Source organism: Pseudoalteromonas sp. BMB (genome assembly GCF_001709235.1).
Taxonomy (GTDB): Bacteria; Pseudomonadota; Gammaproteobacteria; order Enterobacterales; family Alteromonadaceae; genus Pseudoalteromonas; species Pseudoalteromonas maricaloris.
The window spans coordinates 1-244 of the sequence record NZ_MBQA01000093.1; the positions used below are offsets into that span (position 1 = coordinate 1).

The window sequence follows — 244 nt, forward strand, 5'->3', positions numbered from 1 at the left end:
CAAAAACTTACAGTTGTGGATTTAGCTGCGGATTACTCTTCGTCTGCAAAGCGGCAATTCTTCTTCTATCTGCCAGTTTTGGAAATGCATCATCAAGTACTTGTGGAGGCAACCTTGTTTCTGAATCCGGAAGCATCAAGACTCCAAATTTTCCAGGAAATTACGAATCAAATCTGAATTGCGTATGGAAAATAACAGTGCCTTTCGGCAGCAGGGTCTCTCTACATTTCATCTCGTATGCCGT

1 protein-coding gene is annotated in these 244 nt (G+C 42.2%); it reads left to right on the top strand.

The window, feature by feature from the left end; all coding sequences use genetic code 11:
* Window positions 1–56: 56 nt before the first annotated feature.
* A partial coding sequence (locus BB427_RS24865) for a CUB domain-containing protein (RefSeq protein WP_368072334.1) occupies window positions 57–244 on the top strand: 188 nt, incomplete at its 3' end.